This is a genomic window from Rhodococcus sp. 06-462-5 (assembly GCF_002258315.1).
Lineage (GTDB): Bacteria > Actinomycetota > Actinomycetes > Mycobacteriales > Mycobacteriaceae > Rhodococcoides.
The window spans coordinates 30,488-48,528 of sequence record NZ_NOYD01000061.1 but is presented as its reverse complement, the minus strand read 5'-3'; the positions used below and the strand labels follow the sequence as shown (position 1 = coordinate 48,528).

Annotated in this window: 16 protein-coding genes; 10 read left to right on the top strand and 6 right to left on the bottom strand. The window is 64.7% G+C overall.

The genetic code is table 11. The annotated features are described in order from the left end of the window. The first annotated feature begins 75 nt into the window (after positions 1 to 75). The 5 genes from CH251_RS26515 (at position 76) to CH251_RS26495 (ending at position 5,354) form a co-directional block, all read left to right on the top strand. On the top strand, positions 76 to 879 hold the full coding sequence (locus CH251_RS26515; protein ID WP_143544995.1) for a hypothetical protein: 804 nt from the start codon (positions 76 to 78) through the stop codon (positions 877 to 879). Further along, positions 839 to 1,498, top strand: coding sequence for a response regulator transcription factor (locus tag CH251_RS26510; protein ID WP_094615706.1), 660 nt, complete (start codon positions 839 to 841; stop codon positions 1,496 to 1,498). Before CH251_RS26515 ends, CH251_RS26510 begins: the two co-directional genes overlap by 41 nt. A gap of 1 nt (position 1,499) precedes the next feature. Then, positions 1,500 to 2,900 (top strand): HAMP domain-containing sensor histidine kinase, encoded by a 1,401-nt coding sequence (locus tag CH251_RS26505; RefSeq protein ID WP_256979322.1) that lies wholly within the window; start codon positions 1,500 to 1,502, stop codon positions 2,898 to 2,900. A gap of 125 nt (positions 2,901 to 3,025) precedes the next feature. After that, positions 3,026 to 4,390, top strand: a complete 1,365-nt coding sequence (locus CH251_RS26500) for an MFS transporter (protein WP_094615806.1) — start codon at positions 3,026 to 3,028, stop codon at positions 4,388 to 4,390. Between the two features lie 25 nt (positions 4,391 to 4,415). Further along, on the top strand, positions 4,416 to 5,354 hold the full coding sequence (locus CH251_RS26495; RefSeq protein WP_094615805.1) for a TAXI family TRAP transporter solute-binding subunit: 939 nt from the start codon (positions 4,416 to 4,418) through the stop codon (positions 5,352 to 5,354). A 9-nt stretch (positions 5,355 to 5,363) separates the two neighbouring features. On the opposite strand, the gene araA is transcribed toward CH251_RS26495, so the two are convergent. From araA to araB, 3 genes are read right to left on the bottom strand one after another with little or no spacing between them, the layout of a single operon-like run. Beyond that, positions 5,364 to 6,848: an L-arabinose isomerase gene (araA, locus tag CH251_RS26490; protein WP_094615705.1), complete on the bottom strand. Its 1,485-nt coding sequence runs from the start codon at positions 6,846 to 6,848 to the stop codon at positions 5,364 to 5,366. A gap of 37 nt (positions 6,849 to 6,885) precedes the next feature. Continuing rightward, complete coding sequence (locus CH251_RS26485) at positions 6,886 to 7,563, bottom strand: L-ribulose-5-phosphate 4-epimerase (protein ID WP_094615704.1); 678 nt, start codon at positions 7,561 to 7,563, stop codon at positions 6,886 to 6,888. After that, positions 7,560 to 9,233, bottom strand: coding sequence for a ribulokinase (araB, locus tag CH251_RS26480; protein WP_094615703.1), 1,674 nt, complete (start codon positions 9,231 to 9,233; stop codon positions 7,560 to 7,562). The genes CH251_RS26485 and araB overlap by 4 nt, the downstream gene beginning before the upstream one ends. A gap of 274 nt (positions 9,234 to 9,507) precedes the next feature. Here araB and fdhA point away from each other — a divergent pair, with 274 nt between their 5' ends. From fdhA to CH251_RS26465, 3 genes are all read left to right on the top strand, one after another. Next, entirely contained in the window at positions 9,508 to 10,725 is a 1,218-nt protein-coding gene (gene fdhA, locus CH251_RS26475) for a formaldehyde dehydrogenase, glutathione-independent (protein ID WP_094615702.1), read from the top strand. Between the two features lie 96 nt (positions 10,726 to 10,821). Continuing rightward, positions 10,822 to 11,025, top strand: coding sequence for a zinc-ribbon domain-containing protein (locus CH251_RS26470; RefSeq protein ID WP_094615804.1), 204 nt, complete (start codon positions 10,822 to 10,824; stop codon positions 11,023 to 11,025). Between the two features lie 22 nt (positions 11,026 to 11,047). Further along, positions 11,048 to 11,671 (top strand): luciferase family protein, encoded by a 624-nt coding sequence (locus CH251_RS26465; protein WP_094615701.1) that lies wholly within the window; start codon positions 11,048 to 11,050, stop codon positions 11,669 to 11,671. A 93-nt stretch (positions 11,672 to 11,764) separates the two neighbouring features. Here CH251_RS26465 and CH251_RS26460 read toward each other — a convergent pair whose 3' ends face one another. Then, positions 11,765 to 12,922, bottom strand: a complete 1,158-nt coding sequence (locus tag CH251_RS26460; protein WP_094615700.1) for a beta-ketoacyl synthase N-terminal-like domain-containing protein — start codon at positions 12,920 to 12,922, stop codon at positions 11,765 to 11,767. 191 nt (positions 12,923 to 13,113) lie between these two features. Between CH251_RS26460 and CH251_RS26455 the strand changes: the two genes are divergently transcribed. Both CH251_RS26455 and CH251_RS26450 read left to right on the top strand, forming a co-directional pair. Then, positions 13,114 to 14,721 carry a bifunctional diguanylate cyclase/phosphodiesterase gene (locus CH251_RS26455; RefSeq protein WP_094615699.1) on the top strand — a complete coding sequence of 536 codons (1,608 nt, stop codon included), beginning with the start codon at positions 13,114 to 13,116 and terminating at the stop codon, positions 14,719 to 14,721. A 112-nt stretch (positions 14,722 to 14,833) separates the two neighbouring features. Next, on the top strand, positions 14,834 to 15,766 hold the full coding sequence (locus tag CH251_RS26450) for an arabinofuranosidase (RefSeq protein WP_094615698.1): 933 nt from the start codon (positions 14,834 to 14,836) through the stop codon (positions 15,764 to 15,766). Between the two features lie 14 nt (positions 15,767 to 15,780). Here the strand turns inward: CH251_RS26450 and CH251_RS26445 are convergent, their stop codons facing one another. Together CH251_RS26445 and CH251_RS26440 are read right to left on the bottom strand one after the other, a co-directional pair. Next, positions 15,781 to 16,806, bottom strand: a complete 1,026-nt coding sequence (locus CH251_RS26445) for a phosphotransferase family protein (protein WP_094615697.1) — start codon at positions 16,804 to 16,806, stop codon at positions 15,781 to 15,783. Then, complete coding sequence (locus CH251_RS26440) at positions 16,803 to 18,014, bottom strand: acyl-CoA dehydrogenase family protein (protein ID WP_094615696.1); 1,212 nt, start codon at positions 18,012 to 18,014, stop codon at positions 16,803 to 16,805. The genes CH251_RS26445 and CH251_RS26440 overlap by 4 nt, the downstream gene beginning before the upstream one ends. Positions 18,015 to 18,041: the final 27 nt, after the last annotated feature.

The following is an 18,041-nucleotide window of genomic DNA, read 5'->3' as shown; positions in this document are numbered from 1 at the left end:
ACCTCATGGGTGTGCCCCACTGAGCACAGAACTACACCCCGCGACGTACATCGTTCAGTAAACGACAAGGACCGTATGACATCGACAGGCGCACGGGGCTCGGTGTGGTCGACGGTTGCTGTGATCGTCGGGATCGTTGCTGTCGGCACGGTTGTTGCCGGACTGCTGCACGAACCGCAGCCCGACCCGATCACGATCCCAGGTTGCGCGGAGGTCATTCAGCCCGAGGACTCGGTGCGAGTGAACTACGCATTCGTCAGCGAGGGCGACGCCGACATTTCCGAGGTGCCGTGGAGATTCGACTCCAAAGCACAATCTATGACCGATGCCCTGATCGCCGCACTACCCACCGGCGCGACCGTCGAATCCGAACCGTTCGCACCGACCTTCGGCTTCGACGCGGTCGCAGTACGGCAGTCGCTCGACGGCGAGGCCGACGCGCTCGGAACCGTCACCGTCGGCAACCGGACCGGCACGCTGACAGTCACCGTCGGGATGTCCGACGCGCCGGCCGGTCCGTGCTTCGCGGGCGTGGTCGACGAGCGCTCGACGCAATCAGACGGAACTGTGCTCGACATCCAGGACCGCACGGACACGACTCGCGTCGTCGCGATCGCGACCGACGGCAGCCGAATCGATGTGAACGCCAAGGGTGTACTGACGCTCGAGCAAGTCATCGATATCGCTCTGGCACCCGACCTCGCGCAAGTACACTTGCCTGACGAACTGGGTGCTCCCACGGGCCGCAGCTGTGCGTTCACTACCGCGGCATCCCGCGGACGACACCTGATCGTGAACAGTCACGTCCGCGCGCGTCCAGTGGCCTATCTTGAGTTCGATGCGAATAGCTGTGGTGGAGGACGACGACGGACTCGGTGACGCGTTGGTGGACGCGTTGACCGAGGTCGGGCACACGCCTGTCCGCATGCGCCGCGGTGCCGACGCCCTGCTCGGCTATCACGAGATGGATGTCGTGCTGCTCGATCTCGGACTGCCCGACATGGATGGCCTGGAAGTTCTCCGGAAGCTCAGGACGCTGAGTTCGGTTCCGGTGGTGGTGTTGACGGCGCGGGACGACGAGCGCTCGGTGGTGCGGGCTCTGCGTGGCGGTGCCGACGACTACGTCGTCAAGCCGGCTCGATTGGGTGAATTGCACGCGAGACTCGAGGTGGCCGCTCATCGTCGAAGCGCGGCGACCGAACCCTCGGCGGACAGGCTGACACTCGGTGACGTCGTCGTCGATCTCTCCGGCCGTGCCGTCGAAGTGGGCGGACGCGCTGTTGCGCTGACCACCAAAGAGTTCGACCTGTTGGCCCATCTCGTGACGCGACGCGGCGAAGCCGTGAGCCGGGAACAGTTGATGGATGCCATCTGGGGTGACGCCTATGTTGCGATTTCACGAACGCTCGACGTCCACATGACGGCGTTGCGTTCCAAGCTCGCTCGCCCGGGTGCCATCGTCACCATCCGCGGCTTCGGCTACCGCTGGGATACCTGACGTGCGGCGGCGTGTCCTGTTGGTGTTGATGATCTACTCCACCGTCGTCGTGCTTGCTCTGTCGGTTCCCCTCGCGCTGTTGGTCGGCCGCGAACGGGCCCAACGATTCGGCGAGAATCGGGCCGCGGCAGCATCGTTCTTTGCAGAACTCAGCTCGCGAGAAGACGAGTCCGGCGTAGACCGGATTCGAGAATCGTTGCAGCGCTACAACAGTCTGTACGACGAGGGCGTTGCCGTCGTCGATCGCACCGGAGGGGCGCGGGCGACGTCCGGCCTGGAGTTGCAGCGTGCCGACGTCCAGCAGGCGGTGGCAGGAGCGTTGCGCAATCAGCGCGGCGACCTACCGTCGAGTCTGACGCCGTGGTCGGCTTCCTCGGTGTTGATCGCCGCCCCGGTCGGTGGGGGAACGCAAGTGGACGGCGCAGTGGTGCTCGAGGCGTCCACCGATTCTGCGCGCAGGGACGTCGCCATTGCCTGGGTGGTCATCGCTGTCGGTGCCCTGCTGATTCTCGCGACGGTCGCGGTGATCGCTGTTGCGTTGTCACGCTGGGTCGTTCGTCCGCTGAGCGCATTGTCCTCGCGAGTTCATTCGTTCGGCGACAAGTTTCACGATCAGGTGTCGGTCGAGGGATCGCAACGACTCGAGCCGGTGCCCTACGTCGGGCCACCGGAGGTGCGTGAGCTCTCCAGTGCCTTCGAGGCCATGGCGGACGACGTCGAGGCCGCGACCGCTGCGCAACGTCGATTGGTGGCCGACACCGCCCATGCGCTCCGGAACCCACTGGCAGCGTTGCGAATCCGGATGGACATTCTGGGAATGCGGGTGCCGGATTCGGCAACCGATGCGCACTCGAGGACCACGCTCGAGGTGGATCGCTTGAGCTCCGTGGTGGAAGGTCTGCTCGTTCTCGCAGCTGCCGAAACCCCGGCGAGGACTCGATCTTCAGGGTGTGATCTCGGTGCGGTTGTCGCAGATCGAGTCGAATTCTGGTCGAGCACGATCGTCGTGGCGGGAATGACGGTTCACGTCTCGGAGCCGGATGCCGATGCGGATTGTCGAGTTGCGATGTCCGAGGACGACCTGACTCGAATTCTCGACGCTCTGCTGAGCAATGCAACCAAGTACGCCGGTTCCGGCTCCGGCATCGAGATCGACTACCGAAGCAGTGACGTGGACGTCACGATGTGGTTGTCCGACAACGGACCTGGCGTGCCCGCAGACGAACTCGGCAAGGTCGTCGATCGGTTCTATCGAGCGTCCGGTACGCACGGCGACGGCACCGGTCTGGGTCTGTCGATCGTCCACGCCCTGACCGAGCGAGCCGGCGGATCCCTTCGAGTCCTCAAGCGTCGACCAGTGGGACTGCAGATCGAGCTGCGGCTCCCGAGGGTCGTTTCCTAAGGGAGTGTTAGGAAATCCGAAACGGCTTGGTTCCGGGCTGTGCTTGCCGTCACAGTAGGGAGGCTTCGGTTTGCCGATCGTCGACCGGCAGCCCAATTGCCCGCTGAATGTGGAAGGACCAAACCATGGCCAACGAGGCCACCTCGATCACCGGTTCGACGCTCCCGAGTCCACCCGTTTCCTCTCGCGCTGCCACCCGCCGTGCCGTCTTCAACACGTTGCGGGGGTCGTCCGGAAATCTCGTCGAGTGGTACGACGTGTACGTCTACACCGTCTTCGCGACGTATTTCGAGAATCAGTTCTTCGACTCCGCCGACAAGAATTCGACCATCTACGTGTACGGGATCTTTGCGGTCACGTTCTTGATGCGACCGGTGGGGTCGTGGTTCTTCGGCCGGTATGCCGATCGCAACGGGCGAAGGGCTGCGCTGACGTTCAGCGTCTCGATGATGGCTGCGTGCTCGCTGGTCATCGCGTTCACTCCGGGACGGGAGAGCATCGGCGTATGGGCCGCCGTGATCCTGATCCTGTGCCGTCTGGTTCAGGGCTTCGCCACCGGTGGTGAGTACGGTGCGTCGGCGACGTACATGTCCGAGGCCGCCACGCGCGAGCGTCGGGGATTCTTCTCCTCGTTCCAATACGTCACCCTCGTCGGTGGACATGTGCTCGCACAGGTGACTCTGTTGCTCATGCAGGTGTTCCTCGAGCGCGAACAGATCGAGGAGTTCGGCTGGCGCATAGCCTTCTTCATCGGCGGAGTCGCGGCAGTGGTGGTCTTCTGGCTGCGCCGCAGCATGGACGAATCTTTGACCGAGGATCAGCTCGACGCCGTTCGCAGCGGTGCGGACAAAGCCTCCGGTTCCCTGAAGGAGTTGGTCGCCAACCACTGGCGGGCACTGGTCATCTGCTTCATGGTGACGGCCGGTGGCACCATCGCGTTCTACACCTACAGCGTCAACGCACCCTCGATGGTCAAGACCGCGTACGAGGACCGGGGGATGACCGGTACCTGGATCAACCTCGCCGGTCTGGTCTTCCTCATGCTGCTGCAGCCCATCGGCGGAATGATCAGCGACAAGGTGGGCCGCAAGCCGCTGCTCGTCTTCTTCGGGATCGGAGGCGTGCTGTACACCTACGTACTGATCACGTACCTGCCGACGGCGACGTCGGTGGTGCAGTCGCTCGCACTGGTGTGCGTCGGTTACGTCATCCTCACCGGCTACACCTCGATCAATGCGATCGTCAAAGCGGAGCTGTTCCCCTCGCACGTCCGTGCACTCGGCGTCGGCCTGGGATACGCACTCGCCAACTCGGCCTTCGGTGGTACAGCGCCGTTGATCTATCAAGCCGCGAAGAACGGCGGGCACGTGGGTTGGTTCATCCTCTACGTCACGGTCGTGATCGCAGTCTCGCTGCTGGTGTACATCTTCGTACTGCGCAACAAGTCCGAGACCGTGCTCGACCGAGAGCAGGGTCGAGCGTTCCAGTGACCTGCCACGCCTTACAGTGACTGACATGGCCGAGCCCGCAGCGTCGTTCTCACGTAGAACGGCGCTGCAGGCCGGTCTGTTGGCACTGAGTGCTGCGGTCGTGGGTGCCTGCACCTCGGACCCGCCGATGCAGCTGCGGCTCGCGGCAGGCGAGGTCGGCGGCTTCTTCTGGGAGTTCGCCGGACTTCTGTCCGACGCTGCCGCCGAAACCGATGTCGCCGAAGTCGTTCCGCTCACGACGGCCGGCTCGGTCGACAACCTCGAGGCGTTGGGTTCTCGGCAGGCCGAGCTGGCGCTGACTCTCATGGACGCCGCCTACAGTCATCCGAGCGCAGAGCTGACGGCGGTCGGGTGCGTCTACGAGAACTACTTTCAAGTGGCCGTGCGAGCAGACTCGGCTATCGAGTCCATGGACGATCTGCGAGGGCGAAACGTGAGCATCGGTGCCCCGGGATCCGGTGCTACCGAAGTGTCTCAGCGAGTCCTCCGCGCAGCGGGTTTGGCGGAAGGCGGTGCTGTCGAACAGGTTCAGCTGCCGATGAGCTCAGCGGCAGATGCCCTGTCGAGCAACGAAGTCGACGCCGTGATGTGGGCGGGCGGGTTGCCGACTCCGGCATTTGCTCGGCCTCGAGCTGCGATTCGGCTACTCGATCTCGGCACCGTCGTCGCTGATCTGAGACGAGAATTCGGTACCGCGTACGAGGCGGTGCGGGTGCCGGCGAACGTGTACGGCGAACATCCGGAGGTCACTACCGTCGGCATTCCGAATCTCCTGCTGGCACATCCGGATGTGCCGGACCTCGTGGTCGCCGCACTGGTGGGTGTGCTTCTCGATCAGTCGTCCGACCTCGTTCCCGGTCAGGCGATCGGCAGCCAATTTCTCGACGCGCGGTCGCTCGTCATGACCGGCGGCATTCCCCTCCACCCAGGAGCCGAGCAGGAATATCGCAGACGACATGGATGATCGCCGACCTCACAACCTCGCTGCGAGTCGGTGATACGCCGCGTTCCATCGCAGTGTCTGTTGGAATCCTCGTGTCGTGGTGTCGGAATCGATGGTGAGCAACTCGACGCCGATCATGTCCGAGAATGCCTCCAGCACCGGCAAACCGATCGCGGTACTCAGAACCGTGTGGTGGGGCGCACCGGCCGTCAGCCAGGATTCCGCCGACACCGCGAGTGAGGGCTGCGGTTCCCATACGGCGCAGGCGACCGGCAGCTTCGGCAGTGCCTCGTCGGGCTCGACGACGTCGATCACGTTGGCCGTCAATCGGAATCGTTCACCGACATCCGAGAGTCCGACGACCACGCCGTGGCCGGGGTCGGCGGTGAAGCGCAGACGCACCGGGTCTTCGCGGCCACCGATGGACAGGGGATGGATCTCCAGGGTGGGCCGGGAGTCGGTGATCGAGGGACACACTTCGAGCATGTGCGCGCCGAGGATCTTCTCTGCCCCCGGGACGAGGTTGTAGGTGTAGTCCTCCATGAACGACGTTCCACCGTCGAGACCCTCGGCCATCACCTTCATGGCGCGCAACAACATCGAGGTCTTCCAGTCGCCCTCACCGCCGAACCCGTATCCGTCGGCCATGAGGCGCTGCACCGCGAGACCTGGCAATTGGCGAAGCCCGCCGAGATCCTCGAAGTTGGTGGTGAAGGCCTTGAATCCACCCTCGGTGAGGAACTGCCGTAGGCCCGCTTCGACGCGGGCGCCGTACCGCAGCGATTCGTGGCGGTCACCGTCCTTGTCGAGGCTCGGTGCGATGTCGTACAGCGACCGGTACTCGTCGATGAGGCCGGACACGGCCGAGTCGCTCACGCCGTCCACGACCTCGACCAGATCGTTGACGCCGTAGGTGTTGACGGAGACTCCGAATCGCAACTGCGCTTCGACCTTGTCGCCCTCCGTCACTGCGACGTCGCGCATGTTGTCGCCGAAACGTGCCAGGCGCAGCGACCTCAGCTCCGCGCGGCCGAGAGCTGCTCGCACCCACTGTTCGGCTCGCTCGATCACCGCGGGATTGTCGACGTGACCTGCCACGATCGTGCGCAGAACACCCACCCGAGATTCGACGTGCCCGAACTCGCGGTCGCCGTGCGCGGCCTGGTTGAGATTCATGAACTCCATGTCGATCGTCGACCACGGCAACGACATTCCGGCCTGCGTGTGCAGGTGGAGCAGCGGCACGTCCAACGCGTCGAGCCCGGCAATCCACATCTTGGCGGGGGAGAAGGTGTGCATCCAGGTCACCACACCCACGCATTCGTCGGCGGCGTTCGCCTCGCGCATGCAGCGCAGGATGGACGACGCGTCGAGCAACACCGGCTTCCATACCACCGAGACGGGAAGTGCCGCATCGAGTTTGTCCGCGATCTCGCGAGACTGGACGGCTACCTGATCGAGGGTCTCGGGGCCGTAGAGGCTTTGACTGCCGGTGAGAAACCATACTTCGGACATGGGGGTACCTCCGTGGAGAGAAGATGCGGCGCGCCGGTCAGCGCTGGCCGTAGACGTTCTGGTAGCGGTCGTAGAGTGCGTCGACCTTCGAGCTGGGAATGGGAAGTGGTTGTCCCAGTTGGTAGGACAGGTGTACCGACCTCGCGACGTCCTCGCACATGACCGCTGCTTTGACGGCAGCCCTGGCCGTCGGCCCTACTGCGAACACGCCGTGGTTCTGCATCAGGACCGCCGGAGATCGACTGTCCGCGAGGGTGTCGACGATGCCGCGCCCGATCGAGTCGTCGCCTATCGCGGCGAAGGGCCCGACCGGAATGTCGCCGCCGAACTCGTCCGCGCACATCGTGGTGACCACGGGGATCGGTTCTCCTCTGGCCGCCCACGCCACCGCGTACGGCGAATGTGTGTGCACCACACCGCCGATGTGCTCGAGGTGCCGGTAGACATAGGCCTGCGCCTCGGTATCCGAGGACGGTGCATGGTCACCCTCGACCACCCTGCCGTACAGATCGCACACCACCATGTTGCCGGGCGTCAGGTCGTCGTAGGAGACACCGCTGGGCTTGATGACCATCAGATCCCGGCCGGGGACCCGCGCCGAGACGTTGCCTGCCGTCCACACGACCAGTCCGTACCGCACCAGTTCGGCGTGCAGGGTGCACACGTCGCGGCGGATCTCCTCGATGACGTCGCGCACGTCGTCGACAACGGTCATCGTGCATCCACCTTCCCAGTCAGTGCGTCACGTCGGAGCGCTCGCAGACGGCGCATGGTCGGCACGTCCCTGCCGAACCGGTCGTGCAATTCCAGATAGATCTCGAAGAGAGAGTCGTACGCCTCGGATCGCGATTCGTCGGGCACGAATGCGGCGCGACGTACCTTGCCCATCGACTTCGATGCAACGGGCACATCGGAGTAGCACCCGGCCGCCACCGCGGCATGAATGGCGGAACCCAGGGCCGGGCCCTGGGCAGAGGCGATGACCGACAACGGCATTCGCAACACATCGGCGTAGATCTGCATCAGCAGCGGGTTGCGGGCCAGCCCACCTGCCACCACGAACTCTTCGACCGGAACGCCGCTGTCGCGGAACGTCTCCACGATGACGCGGGTTCCGAACGCCGTTGCTTCGAGCAGCGCACGGTAGGTGTCCTCGGGACGCGTCGCCAGCGTGGTCCCGATGACCAGCCCGGAGAGCTCGTGATCGACCAGGACCGATCGGTTGCCGCTGTGCCAGTCGAGCGCGACGAGCCCGTGCTCACCCACGTCCTGCGACTGCGCGAGCCGAGTCAGGTACTCGTGTACCGACTCACCTGCCGCGGCAGCGGCCTCGCTGTACGACGCGGGAACCGCTGTGCGCGTGAACCATCCGAAGATGTCGCCGACGCCGCTCTGTCCTGCCTCGTAGCCGAAGGATCCGGCGACGATTCCGCCGTCCACCACCCCGCACATGCCGGGAACTTCCTTCAAGACGGTCGAGCTCATCACATGGCAGGTCGAGGTTCCCATGATGGCGACCATCCGGCCCGGTTCAACTGCGCCGGCCGCGGGCGCCGTCACGTGCGCATCGACGTTGCCGACAGCAACCGCGATGCCCTCGGGCAGCCCGGTCCAGTGCGCAGCCTCGGCGGTCAACGTACCTGCTCGAGAGCCCAACTCGCCCATCGGCTGATCGAGCTTGTCGGCGACGAAGGATCCGAACCCCGGTGCCAGTTCGGTGAGGAAGTCCACGGACGGGTAGTGCCCGTCCTGATAGATGCCCTTGTATCCGGCTGTGCACGCGTTGCGTACGTAGTGCCCGCAGAGCTGCCAGACGATCCAATCGGCCGCTTCGACCCACCGGTCCATCGCGTCGTAGATCTCGGAATCTTCCTCGTGAATCTGCAGCGCCTTGGCGAACTCCCATTCCGAGGAGATCAGTCCGCCGTAGCGAGGCAGCCAACTCTCGCCGCGACGGGCAGCGAGATCGTTGATGCGGTCCGCCTGCCCCTGTGCTGCATGGTGTTTCCACAATTTCACGTACGAGTGCGGTCGATCGGCGAAGCGCGGGTCTTCACAGAGTGGAGTGCCGTCGGCGTAGGTGGGCACCATGGTGCAGGCGGTGAAGTCGGTACCGATGCCGACCACCTGCTCGGGTGCGATGCCTGCGGCGGCCAGCGCAGCCGGAACCGCACGACGCAGGACGTCGCGATAGTCGTCGGGGACCTGCAGAGCCCATGCGTCGGGCAATCGGACCGTGCCGTCGGGCAGCGTCTCCTCGAGCACTGCGTGTCGGTAATCGTGCACTGCCGAGGCGATTTCGGCGCCGTCGGACACTCGAACGACGACGGCGCGTCCGGACAGAGTGCCGTAGTCGACCCCCACCGTGTATCGGTCTACCGGCATGCAGATCTCCTTCGTGGGTCACCGACTGTGACGTGTGCAACACAGTGTGAGCGCTAACATCGCATCGAGTCAAGTGCGTCGGATGGAAAGGCAAGTGGATCGCGAGATCGAGCGTTCGTCTCACGTCGGCCTCGCGGTCGTAGGTCCCGATCGGAGTTCTCGGCAGCGACCGTATTCGTTGCTGTGCATACTGGTGTGATGCGGGCCACATGTGCGATCGGTTCGATGATCTCGCCCGCCGGTCACGCAACTCACTCAACGAAGAGGAGAACTCATGGCAGACAACAGAGCAGTGACGTACGCAGGACCGGGCAAGGTGGAGGTTCAGGACATTGCCTTTCCGGGCCTGGAGTTGACCGACGGCCCCGGAGTGAACCCGGCAAACATCGGACGCAAGTGCGAGCACGGAGTGATTCTGAAGGTCGTCTCGACCAACATCTGCGGCAGTGACCAGCACATGGTTCGTGGGCGCACGACCGCGCCCGAGGGGCTGGTGCTCGGGCACGAGATCACCGGTGAAATCGTCGAGGTCGGACGCGACGTCGAGTTCCTGAAGGTGGGAGACATCTGCTCGGTTCCGTTCAACATCGCCTGCGGACGGTGTCGAAACTGCAAGGAGCGCAAGACAGGAATCTGCCTCAACGTCAATCCCGATCGACCGGGCTCGGCGTTCGGCTACGTCGACATGGGCGGTTGGGTCGGCGGCCAGGCCGAATACGTCATGGCACCCTACGCAGACTTCAACCTGCTGAAGTTCCCCGATCGCGACCAGGCTCTGGAGAAGATTCTGGACCTGACGATGCTCTCGGACATCTTCCCCACCGGCTTCCACGGAGCCGTCACCGCAGGTGTCAAACCCGGTGCGACGGTGTACATAGCGGGCGCGGGACCGGTCGGCCTCGCCGCCGCAGTCGGTGCGCAATTGCTGGGAGCTTCGGTGGTGATCGTCGGCGACATGAACGCCGACCGGTTGGCCCAGGCGCGAACGTTCGGCTGCGAGACCGTCGACGTGGGCAAGGGTGCACCGCAGGAGCAGATCGAACAGATTCTCGGCGTGCCCGAGGTCGATGCCGCGGTGGATGCAGTCGGCTTCGAGGCCCGTGGTCACGGTGGAGATTCGTCGAGGGAGGCCCCGGCCACGGTTCTGAACTCGTTGATGGACATCACCACTGCGGGCGGCGGAATCGGCATCCCGGGGTTGTACGTGACCGGCGATCCGGGCGGCGTGGACGAGGCTGCTCAGCGTGGAGCTCTGTCGCTCAGCCTCGGCACCGGTTGGGCAAAGTCGCTGTCGTTCGCCACCGGGCAGTGCCCGGTGATGAGCTACCACCGCGAGTTGATGAATGCGATTCTGAAGGAACGTGTTTCGATCGCGAAGGCGGTGAACGCGACGGTCATCACCCTCGACGACGCACCGCGGGGCTACCGTGAATTCGACAGTGGAGTCGCACAGAAGTTCGTCATCGATCCGCACGGCATGATCGCGAGCTGACAGCATCCGGTCCAGCACGGTCACAGTCGACACGAATGCGACGGTGACCGTGCTGTGCCGAGTTCGGCGGCTGTTCGTGCCGCCTATGCTGGGCTGATGTTCCTTCTCTTCGGCTTCGGCAGCAAGCGCAAACACATCGGCTCGGGTGCCACGCGAACCTGCCCGCGTTGCCACAACGTCACGCAGTGGGCGCGCATGAAGCAGTACCAGCAGTTCACACTGTTCTTCGTTCCGGTCGCACGCTGGAAGCGGGTCGAGTTCGAGCAGTGCGGAATCTGCGGCGAGGCAGTGTCGGTGTGAAAGCCTCCAGAATCCTCGGCTCGTGAACATCGCCGAGGACTACGCGGCGTGGAAAGCGCTCGGCCCCGGTGGGCTACCCGCCAACATGGTGGGGTGGGCAATCACCAAGATCCTCACCCCGCTCGGTAGGGATCCGTTGACCGTGCGTGGCGTCGACGCCGCATCGTCGGTGTGGGAGCTGCCGGCCCGGCCCGGCCCCCGTCCGTCGGTGGCCCCTTATCCGATTCCGCATCGCCAGCTGAACGGAATCGCGCCGGGCGGCCCGGTGTCGGTGTTCGACGTCCTCGAGTCCTGTGCGCGTGCAGATTCCGATCGTCTTTACCTGGGCACAAGTCATTTCGAGAAGCGCGGGCAGGCTCTGTACGTGGTCGCCGAGGCCCGACGACCCGGTGTGGTGAGACAAGCCGGTGGGGAGATCGCTCACGTCCACCCCAGCGACGGGTCGCTGCACGTCGTCGCGCAGCACGGCGACGCCAAGCGCATCATCGATGCCGGTTGGGGAGAATTGCATCCGCTGGCCGGCCGCCCACCGATCGGACTTCCCGAGCCCTACGTCCTGCTGTACTCGCCTCGAGACCGTCACGACGTCGAGCAGATCACCCGGATCCTCCATCGCATTGTCGAAACTGCCGTCAGCACAGGCTGATCGCTCGATCGCTCGATCGCTCGATCGCTCGATCGCCGAGCGGCGCTCGGGAGCTCGGCAGCCCACGCGAGCTGCCGAGCCCCCGATGACGACTCATGCCGGTGCCAACACCACCACCGAGTTGTGTCCGCCCATTCCCAGGGACGATTTGACGGTCAATCCGGGCTCGGCAGCGGTGAAACCGTCGAGCAGCAACGGGTGCGCATCGGATACCTGCGGGGCTGCAGGCACGAGTCCGCGCTCGAATCCCATGACCGCCGAGATGGTCTCGATCGCCGACGCCGCGCCCTGGCAATGCCCCGTCAACGGCTTCACCGAATACACCTGCGCGTGGGAGTCCAGCACCGTCTCCAACATGGTGGTTTCTGCAGCATCGCACTGCGCGGTGCCGGGTCCGTGGGCGTTGAGATATCGCACCTGCCGGGCAGTGACGTCGGCGTCGACCAACGCCTGCTCGAAGCAGGCCCGCACCTGGGTGAGCGACGGGTCGATCGAGGTGGCATGAAACGCGTCGTGTGTCATCGAACCGCCCAGCACCCGTGCATAGGAGGCCGAGCTTCGCGACGACAGGACGAATGCCGTTGCGGCCTCGCCCATTCCGAACCCGCGGCTGCCTTCCTGGAACGGCCGGCACCCTTCCTGCGGCTCCACGTCGACCACACCGACGCCGAGCTTGACGAAGTGTTCGATGTTCTCCGGAGTCAGGGACAGATCGGTGGCGACGAACACCACGTCGTCGACGAATCCGGTATCGAGCCACATCTTGGCGGTGAGCAGACCTGCATTGCCCGACGCGCACATCGCCGAGACGTTCATGGCCGGGCCGTGAAAGCCGTATTCCTGCATCAGCAGCGATACCGGGGTCGACGGCATCAGCGTCAGATAGTCCCGAACACGGCGTTCTCCGCCGTCGCGCAGATAGAAGTTGCGCCACTCGTCCACTTCACCCAGGACGACGGCGTGGATCAGACCCACCCGCCGACCCGGCTGCCAGCCCCGCGCCATCGCGTCATCGATGGCTTCGCGGGCGGCCCCGCGAAGTGCACGCCCGAACCGACTCGATCCGTCGTTCTCGTCCCCGCCGTCGGGGACCTTCGCCAGCCAGACCGGATTGTGTCCCAGTCCGGTGTGGTCGTGGTGCAGGGTGGCAGCCGCCTTGCCTGTGAAGAGGCCGTCCCACAGTGCGGATGCGCCCCAGCCGTAGCCGGACAGTGCGCCGATCCCGGTGATGTCGATGCCATGAGAGCTCATCGTCGAAATCCATTTCTTTTCGAGGTACGCGAACCGGATTCGGCTCGCTCCTCGATTTAGCCCGGTAAACCGGCATCGGGTCCAGCCGAGAAAGAGGCATATCGCCCGAATCGGGCGCGAGACTCCAGTGGTGCCTGGGTAGGTGGTTCAATCGGGTGTTGACCGTCCGTCTACGAACGCGAGGACCGAGCATGGACCCAGGGGAGCGCGAAAGCGTCGGCGACCCTGATTCACGTGCCGCATCGCCAGGATTGGCCGATCGATATCGGGTTCTCGTCGAACATTCGCCGGACGCGATCGGAGTCCACCGACGAGGCATGCTGGTCTACCTCAACCCGGCTGGGATGAGGTACCTCCGCGCCGAGAGTGCCGCCGACGTCATCGGCCGCCCGATCACCGCATTCATCGCCCCCGAGTCCGTCGGGCCCATGCTCGAACGGATCGCTGCCCTCGACACGCACGGCACCGCCAGCGCAGCGTCGGAGGCGACGGTACTGGCCCTCGACGGGACGGTCCTGACGATGGAAGCGGTCTCGGTTCGCACGATGTGGAACGGCGAGCCGGCGTATCAGGTCATACTTCGGGATCTCACCGAGCACAAGGCTGCGCAGAGGGCGCTGCAGAAGCAGGCCGCACTGGTCGAGCACGTCAGCGACGCCATCATCGGGGTGTCCGCAGACGGTCTGGTGTCGAGTTGGAATCCCGCTGCCGAGTCGGTCTACGGACGACCGGCCGCGGACGTACTCGGTCGCAGCGTCTCGCATGCAGTGGGGGTGCCCTGCGATCCGGCGGCCATTCTCGCTCTCGGTGGTCGGCTGTGCGAGTCGCACCGGCACGCGGACGGATCGGCGCTGGCCGTGATGGTCTCCGCAGCCCAGATGCCCGACGGCTACGTGTTGGTCTGTGCCGACCAGAGTGCGGTGCGCAGAGTCGAGGAACACTTCACCGCCGTCGTGGAATCGCTGGAGGCGGGAGTGGTCGTCCTCGACCACTCCGGCCGCATCGAATCGGCGAACCTCGCAGCGAAGACGATTCTCGACATCCAGGTCGGAGTGGCGACAGCAGGGCAGGCATCGGTCCTTCCGTTCCGCGTGTACGGCACCGACGAAGGGCCGATTCACCCCCACGAGCATCCAGTCGCCATCACCAGGAAGACCGGACAGCCCTGCCAGGCCGTCATCGGAATCGAACGGCGCCGGGACGGCCGGCACTTCTGGCTGTCCTTGACCGCGACGATGCTCACTGCGGGCGACGCGACCCCCTCGGTCGTCGCGACGTTCGTCGACATCACCGACACCTACCGGATGAGCATGAAGCTCGAGCACGCGGCCACACACGACGACCTGACCGGTCTGCCGAACAGGCCGTTGATCCTGGCTCGCCTGGACGAACAGTTGGCCGAGTCCGACCGCGAGGACTCGATGGCCGTGCTGTTCATCGACCTCGACAACTTCAAGACGATCAACGATCTGTACGGCCATACCGTCGGCGACGCCGTTCTGGGTGTGGTGGCAGACCGTCTGACGCGAGCCCTCCCGGCCGAGGCATTCGTGGGGCGTATCGGAGGCGACGAGTTCGTGGCGGTCGTGTCGCGGTGTGTGGGTACCGAGGCCGATGATGTTCGCGCCGAACTCGCCACACCGATCACGGTCGCGGGGCGGAAGTTGACGGTGACTGCGAGCATCGGTGGCGTCACCGTCGACCGCGACGACACCCGAAGTGCGTTGGACATACTCGACGATGCAGATCACGAGATGTACCAGGCCAAGCCCGTTACGCAGTACATTTCGCATTCATAACAACATCGGTAACAATCTGTTGTTCTGTTACCAAAGGTACGTATGGTGCGTACGGGTCGGACATACTGCTTCGGTGATATCGACCGTACGCAGGTTCCTTCTCGTCGTACCGATGGTGATCCTGGCGCTCGCCGGGCTGCTCTTCTCCGGTGCAGGAATCGGTGCCGCTACACCCTCTGCGTGGCGCTACACGATGGTGGCGTTCAGCAACGACAGCGATCGAGACATGGATGTCTACGAATCCGGCGACGGCACCGATTTCACCGCGCTGCAGACAGCGGCGTACCGACCTCCGTCCGGCGTGGTGCGCGACGCGAGCATGTTCCGGCACACCGACGGCATGTACTACGTGACGTACACGACCGGCGGCGGGGCGAACATCGGCTTCGCGCGCAGCAGTGACCGCGTGAATTGGACGTTCCTGCAGAACTTCCCGATCCCGTTCTGCTGCGCTTTCCTGCCGGGCACGGGAGCCGGTACCGGATCTGCCAGCCCTCCCGGATTCAGCGGATCGGCCGGCTTCTCGGACGGACCGTCATTGTCTCCGTTCACCACGAAGGCATGGGCACCGGAGTGGTTCGTCGAGGGCGACCGCGTCAGCGTCATCGTGTCGCTGTCGACCGGCGGCGGGTTCGTCCCGTATCTGATGACGGCCATGGATCCGGGCCTGAGGATGTGGAGCTTTCCGGTTCCGTTCGTCGGCATCGGTGCGGACCACATCGACACCACGGTGGCCAAAGTGGGGCCGACCTATCACGCGTTCACCAAGAACGAGACCCACAAGGTACTCGAACACTGGACGGCGCCGTCGTTGATCGGTCCGTACACCCTCGTCCCCAGCCGCGATTTCGGACCACTGAAAGAAGGTCCGGCCGTCATCGAATTGCCCGACGGCACATGGCGGTTGTACTACGACGACTACACCAACCGGAAGTACTTCTACTCCGACAGCGCCGACGGGTTGAACACCTGGTCCGAGCCTCGGGAACTCCCGGGTGTATCGGACACCGTCCGTCACATCGGTGTGATGAGAGAGCCGGCCTGACAGTGGTTTTCGCGTCAGTCGATGGTTCCTGCGAGTGCTCGTAGCCCGGCCGCGATGAACTCCCCGGTGGCCTCTGCGGCGTTGCCTGCACCGGCCCCGGTGTCGGAGCCCGACAGCGCGCGGTGGGTGATTCCCTCGCCGATCACTCCGAGCTTGAAATTGGCGAGGGCGAGGTAGAAGCCCCAATCGTGAAGTTCTCGACCGGATTCCACTGCATAGTGTTGTGCGAGGTCCGCCGCCGAGGGATATCGATCGCTCGTCCACGCAGCGTCCGCGCCGAGGACTGCATCGAAGACCGGTTGGCGGTAGATGCACATCAGTGCCACGTCGGTCAGGGGATCGCCGAGTGTCGACATCTCCCAGTCCACCACCGCGGCAACGGAACCGACGTCATCGGCGTCGAGAATGGTGTTGTCGACCCGATAGTCACCGTGCACGATGGACGACACGGATCCTGCCGGTATCGCCGCCTCGAGCGCGCGATGCAATCGTTCGACGTCGGGGAGGTCGCGAGTCTTGACTCGCTCCCACTGCCGAGCCCACGTCGCAACCTGCCGCGCGACGAACCCGTCGGGTCGGCCGAAGGTGTCCAGGCCGACAGCGCCCGGATCCACCGCATGCAGTCGCGCGAGAACTCGAACCAGCTCTGCGGCATTGGCACTGACCTGCTCGTCCGTCAGATCGTCGAGATCCTCGCGCGTGCGGACCACTCGACCCGGGACGAACTCCACGACGGTCATGGGCGCACCCAACGTCGAACCGTCTCGGTCGAACGCGACGGTTGGAGCGACCGGTACATCGGTGCCCGCCAGCGCCTCGGTGACGGCCCACTCCCGGGCCATGTCGTGCGCGGAGGGCGTCAGCCCACTGGTGGGAGGTCGACGGACGACCCAGGTCGAGGTGTCGTCGTACGCCCGGTAGGTGAGGTTGGACCTACCACCGCTGATCATCTCGACCGACAGTGCGCCGTCGACGTCGATTCCCCGGTCTCGTAGGAACCGTTCCAGCGCATCGCGATTCATGCCCGGCAGTTCGCTCACGACTGTGCCTCTCGCGCTGCGCGCTTGGCTGCACCGATAGTCCGCTTGGCGATGGCCCACCGGTGTACCTCGGACGGGCCGTCGTACACGCGGAACGGGCGCACTTCGCGGGAAAGCCTGGCCAACGGAAGATCGTCGGAAACCCCGAGACCCCCACACATCTGGATACTGCGGTCGACGATACGGAAGATGGCCTCGGCCGCGAAGGTCTTGGCGATCGACGTCTCGTTGGCCGCGTGCCCACCTCGGTCCAACTCGAAGCACGCCACCGTCAGCAGCGCCCTGGTGGCCGCGATGTCGATCTCGTTGTCCGCGACCATCTTCTGCACCATGCCGAGGTCTCCGAGTTTTCCGCCGAAGCCTTCACGCTCGGCGACCTGTGCGACGGCGATGTCGTGCGCACGGCGGGAGGCACCGAGCCAACGCATCACGTGCGTCATTCGGGCAGGGCCCAACCGAACCTGGGCGTAGGCGAAACCCTCGTCGACGGCACCGAGCACGTTCTCGTCGGGCACGAACACGTTCTCGAAGAACACCTCGCAGTGACCGCCGATCATCGCTTTGTCCAGAGTGCCGATGTGTCGGCCGACCCTGATGCCTGCGGTGTCGGCGGGTGCCAGGAACATCGTGGCCCCGCCGCGATCGCCGGGCGCGCCCGAGGTGCGAGCCATGATGATGAAGAAGCCTGCGCCGTCGGCACCGGTGATGAACCACTTGTGCCCGTTGATCTTCCAGCCACCCTCGACCCGCTCGGCTGCGGTGGTGAGCGCCGCGGGATCTGAACCGGCACCCGGCGCGGGTTCGGTCATCGCGAAAGCCGACCGCACGTCACCGCGTGCGAGCGGAGCGAGAAACTGCTCTTTCTGTGCTGCCGACGCGATGTGAGCGAGCATGTGGACGTTGCCTTCGTCGGGGGCACCGAGGTTGAGTGCGATCGGACCGAACAGCGAGTAGCCGGCTTCTTCGAACACCGGTGCCCGGTCGCTCATCGACAGCCCGTGGCCGCCGTATTCGATCGGCGCGTGCGGCGCGAAGACGCCTGCGTCCTTCGCGGCCGCCTGCATCTCGATGCGCAGATCGTCGCCCCCGGCGTCGGCGACATTGCCCAGGAATCGGTCTTCGATGGGAAGCACATGATGGCGGGTGAACGTGCGCGTGCGATCGATCAGCTTCTCGATATCGGGTTCGTACGTCAGATCGATGGCCACGATGCGCTCCCATTCCGTTACCGACCG

Bases quoted from the DNA above. Each gene is read 5' to 3' on its own strand.
- CH251_RS26495 (WP_094615805.1), top strand. From the start codon at position 4,416: ATGGCCGAGCCCGCAGCGTCGTTCTCACGTAGAACGGCGCTGCAGGCC.
- CH251_RS26500 (WP_094615806.1), top strand. From the start codon at position 3,026: ATGGCCAACGAGGCCACCTCGATCACCGGTTCGACGCTCCCGAGTCCA.
- CH251_RS26485 (WP_094615704.1), bottom strand. From the start codon at position 7,563: ATGACCGTTGTCGACGACGTGCGCGACGTCATCGAGGAGATCCGCCGC.
- CH251_RS26460 (WP_094615700.1), bottom strand. From the start codon at position 12,922: ATGAGCTCTCATGGCATCGACATCACCGGGATCGGCGCACTGTCCGGC.
- araA (WP_094615705.1), bottom strand. From the start codon at position 6,848: ATGTCCGAAGTATGGTTTCTCACCGGCAGTCAAAGCCTCTACGGCCCC.
- fdhA (WP_094615702.1), top strand. From the start codon at position 9,508: ATGGCAGACAACAGAGCAGTGACGTACGCAGGACCGGGCAAGGTGGAG.
- CH251_RS26455 (WP_094615699.1), top strand. From the start codon at position 13,114: ATGGACCCAGGGGAGCGCGAAAGCGTCGGCGACCCTGATTCACGTGCC.
- CH251_RS26515 (WP_143544995.1), top strand. From the start codon at position 76: ATGACATCGACAGGCGCACGGGGCTCGGTGTGGTCGACGGTTGCTGTG.
- CH251_RS26470 (WP_094615804.1), top strand. From the start codon at position 10,822: ATGTTCCTTCTCTTCGGCTTCGGCAGCAAGCGCAAACACATCGGCTCG.
- araB (WP_094615703.1), bottom strand. From the start codon at position 9,233: ATGCCGGTAGACCGATACACGGTGGGGGTCGACTACGGCACTCTGTCC.
- CH251_RS26510 (WP_094615706.1), top strand. From the start codon at position 839: ATGCGAATAGCTGTGGTGGAGGACGACGACGGACTCGGTGACGCGTTG.
- CH251_RS26450 (WP_094615698.1), top strand. From the start codon at position 14,834: ATGGTGATCCTGGCGCTCGCCGGGCTGCTCTTCTCCGGTGCAGGAATC.